Raw genomic sequence first — 3,462 nt, 5'->3', positions numbered from 1 at the left:
CGCCGACGACGGTCGGCGTCGCGGAGCGTGATGCCGCGATCGTGCAGTAAGTCCATCACGGCTCGCGACCTGCCGCGGCATCCGTGACGCGGGCACCGAGCCAATGCCGCGATCGTCCAGTAGCCGACCACGACCCGCGACCGGACGCCGACGATGTCGGCGTCGGCCTATTCTCGGACGAGGAACAGAACTTTGCGCTACCGCCGTCATCCCCGGCCATGGTCGTACTGGGCGAACTCGCCTTCGGCGTCGCCCTCGTCGTCGGCGGGGTGTTGCTCGCGATCAACCATCCGGCCGTTGACTGGCTCAACCGGTACCTGAAGGCCTCGGGAACGACTCAACGCCCCTCGGAGATCGAGATGGACGAGAACGCCGAGCTGGCCGGCCGCGTCGTCGGCGCCCTCACCCTCGTGATGGGGCTGGTGATCCTCGTCGACGCGATCGCCTGATCCCGACCCTCAATCCCTCAGACGCCCGGAACCCCGAGCGCGCCAACGTCGACGACGTTCGCGATCGAGAGGATCCACAGCAGCACGATCGCCGCCAGCCACGCCGCGAAGCCGATCGCCCCGGCGCGGAGCCAGCCGCCGGGGTAGCGCCAGTTCACGACGCCGATCCAGAGCACCAGCAGCAGCGCCGGCCCGACCACCGGGATCCCGCCGAGGAACCCGAACAGCGCGTACACCAGCGCCCCCACGCCGGCGGCGATCACGGCGTTCGTGAACGAGGGGTCCTTCCGCAACACCAGCTTCGCGCCGATGTGGATCGCGAGCGCGCCCACGAGCAGGCTGACGATGCCGACGACCAGTCCGTCTATCGGGGCCATAGCGCAGCTATCGTTCCGCGCGAGGGAAAGCGTGATGGGCGTCGTGACAGGCGATTGGCCGAAGGCTTTAGCGGGGGTCACCGCGTTGGTGGGCACGAATGGACGAGTCGGACCTGCGGATGGACCAGCGCGTCCGGAAGTCGACGCGGGAGACGCTCCGGGAGTCGTTCGTGACGGGGCTGGCGGTCGTCGTGCCGGTGCTGGTGACGGTGATCGTGCTGGCGATCGCGTTCCAGTACGTCTACAACTACCTCACGATCCTCGCCCGGGGGATCATCGACGCCGGGAACCTGGTGAACATCCCGGTGTACGGCGACATCCCGGTCGGGCTCGTCGTCATCCAGCTCGCCACGCCGGTGATCCTGCTGGCGGTCATCATGGTCGTCGGCGTGTTCACCAACACCACCGAGTGGGGGGAGCGGGCGGTGAACTACTTCGACTACTTCATCTCCCAGATCCCGGCCGTCGGCGGCGTGTACGAGTCGTTCCGGCAGATGAGCAACGTGATGCTCGAGTCGGACACCCAGAGCTTCCGCGAGGTGAAGCTCGTCGAGTTCCCCCACGAGGGCGCGTACACGCTGGGGTTCGTCACCACCGAGACACCGGACGCGCTCGCCGAGCCGGCGGGCCACTCCGAGATGTTGACGCTGTTCCTCCCGCTGGCGCCCAACCCCGTGATGGGCGGGCACCTGGTCCACATGCCCGCCGACCGTGTGATGGACGTGGACATGACCGTCGAGGAGGGGATCCGCGCCATCGTCACCAGCGGCGTCGCCGTCGCCGGCGGCAGCCAGAACGCCGCCGGCAGCCGGAACGGCGACGGCGGCCTGTCAGCGTCGGCGATGCGCGATCTCGCCGGCGCGGAGTACGCCGACCAGCAGTTCGCCCCCGAGCGTGACTCGCCGACCGTCCGCCGCTCGGCGCCGGTCGACACCGACCGCGCCGGGACGTACGACGAGTCGGTCCACCCCCGACGGGCGACGACGCCGGACGACATCGCCCGCCGTGAGCGCCCCGAGGACGAGACCGACGCCGACCCGACGCCGGACGGGACCCACGTCACCGACGCCGCGCGGGCGAACGTCACCCCCGCCGAGGAGGCGGGCCGATACGCCAACGAGGCCGACGAGACCGATCGCCCCCCGGCGACGGCGGCCGACCGCGCCTCCGAGGCGCGGGAGTCGACCGACGAGACGCCGGCCGCCGCGGCCGGCCGGGAGTCGGCTGACGACGACGCGACCGACGAGGAGGCTGCGCCCCCCGACGACGCGGAGCCGGAACCGAGCGACGAGCAGCCCCGGGAGGACGCCGACGAGGGAGCCTGATGGCCGCGTTCACGCTGCGGGAGCACACCGCCGACGTGGCCGTCGAGGCGTCCGGCGACGACCTCGGCGCGACGTTCGCGGCCGTCGCCGACGGGCTCGCGGCGGCGATGTGTGACGACTGGCCGGCGGCCGACGACCCGGACGGCGGCGAGCGTGCCGACCTCCGCGTCGTCGCCGAGAACCCCGAGGCGGCGCTGTACGACTACCTCGACGAGCTGATCTACGAACGCGACGTGCGGGCGGTGCTCCCCGTCGACAACGAGGCCCGGGTCGCGGGCGACGGCGAGTGGGTCGTCGACGCCAGCTACCGCGGCGTCCCGCTCTCGGCGGTCGTCGCCCGCGAGGTGAAGGCGGTGACGTACTCGGAGATGCGCCTCGAGCGCGTCGACGGGGGGTGGGAGGCGTACGTCGTGTTCGACGTGTAACCGATCGCGGCTCGTGACCTGTCGCGGACTCCGTTCCGCGGCCACGAAGCCAACGCCGTAATCGTGTGTAACCGATCGCGGCTCGTGACCTGTCGCGGACTCCGTTCCGCGACCACGAAGCCAACGCCGTGATCGTGTGTAACCGATTACGGCCCGCGAACCACCGCGCGATCCACTACTCGTCCACGTACCGCCGTACGAGCCCGCACTCGGGACAGACGTACGTTATCGGGTTCAGTTTCTCCTTCGCCCCGAGACTCCCCAGGAGCCCATCCTTCGGCTCGTCGGTCACCAGATGCAGTTCGAACCCGTCGCTGGTTCGCGTCGTCGCCTCCTCCATCGTGACGCCGCAGTCCGGACACCGTCTGCTCGGCATGGCTGGTGCTGTGGGTGCCGGCGATAAAGTGCTACGGGGGAACGACCTTTCCCGTTCCGGAAAGAGTTGAGGGGTATGAGGCGTCACACCGCTCCCGCGGCGCTCACGCTGGCCGTACTGCTCGCTGCGGTCCCGGGTCGGGCGCTGGCACACGTCCGGTACGTCACCCCCAGCGACGGCGGGGAACGGGCCGCCGAACTGCTCGCCGCGATCGCGTCGGACCCGCTCGCGCTCGCGCTGCTCGGGGGCGGGGGCGTCGGCGCCGTCGCGGCGGGCGCCGGCTGGCTCCGGCTCCGGCCGTTCCGGGCCGACCTCGCCGTGCTCCGGACCACGCTCCGGAGCTACGACGACCTGCTGCCGTGGCTCGCCCGGCTCGCGATCGGGCTCCCGATGGTCGGCGCGGGGTTCACCGGCTACCTCTTCTCGCCGGCGGCGACCGCCGGCCTGCTCGGGGTTCCGGGGCCGCTGATCCGGCTGTACGGGATCGGCGTCGGCTTCCTGCTCGTGTTC

Annotated in this window: 5 protein-coding genes and 1 pseudogene; 4 read left to right on the top strand and 2 right to left on the bottom strand. The window is 71.0% G+C overall.

What is annotated here, in order from left to right; genetic code table 11:
* Window positions 1-218 precede the first annotated feature (218 nt).
* Window positions 219-449 (top strand): hypothetical protein, encoded by a 231-nt coding sequence (locus ACP95_RS14995; protein ID WP_049981973.1) that lies wholly within the window; start codon window positions 219-221, stop codon window positions 447-449.
* 17 nt (window positions 450-466) lie between these two features.
* Here ACP95_RS14995 and ACP95_RS14990 read toward each other — a convergent pair whose 3' ends face one another.
* Window positions 467-826, bottom strand: a complete 360-nt coding sequence (locus tag ACP95_RS14990; protein WP_049981972.1) for a hypothetical protein — start codon at window positions 824-826, stop codon at window positions 467-469.
* A 98-nt stretch (window positions 827-924) separates the two neighbouring features.
* Between ACP95_RS14990 and ACP95_RS14985 the strand changes: the two genes are divergently transcribed.
* Together ACP95_RS14985 and ACP95_RS14980 are read left to right on the top strand one after the other, a co-directional pair.
* Window positions 925-2,151 (top strand): DUF502 domain-containing protein, encoded by a 1,227-nt coding sequence (locus tag ACP95_RS14985; RefSeq protein ID WP_049981971.1) that lies wholly within the window; start codon window positions 925-927, stop codon window positions 2,149-2,151.
* Window positions 2,151-2,576 (top strand): archease, encoded by a 426-nt coding sequence (locus ACP95_RS14980; protein ID WP_049981970.1) that lies wholly within the window; start codon window positions 2,151-2,153, stop codon window positions 2,574-2,576. Before ACP95_RS14985 ends, ACP95_RS14980 begins: the two co-directional genes overlap by 1 nt.
* Before the next feature lie 175 nt (window positions 2,577-2,751).
* Here ACP95_RS14980 and ACP95_RS14975 read toward each other — a convergent pair whose 3' ends face one another.
* On the bottom strand, window positions 2,752-2,952 hold the full coding sequence (locus tag ACP95_RS14975) for a hypothetical protein (RefSeq protein WP_049981969.1): 201 nt from the start codon (window positions 2,950-2,952) through the stop codon (window positions 2,752-2,754).
* Between the two features lie 75 nt (window positions 2,953-3,027).
* Here ACP95_RS14975 and ACP95_RS14970 point away from each other — a divergent pair.
* Window positions 3,028-3,462 (top strand): annotated as a pseudogene (locus ACP95_RS14970) (DoxX family protein); the annotation flags it as partial.

The organism is Halolamina rubra (assembly GCF_000739555.1).
GTDB classification, from domain to species: domain Archaea; phylum Halobacteriota; class Halobacteria; order Halobacteriales; family Haloferacaceae; genus Halolamina; species Halolamina rubra.
Note: the sequence above shows the minus strand (reverse complement) of the source record. Positions and strands in the feature narration are given on the sequence as shown.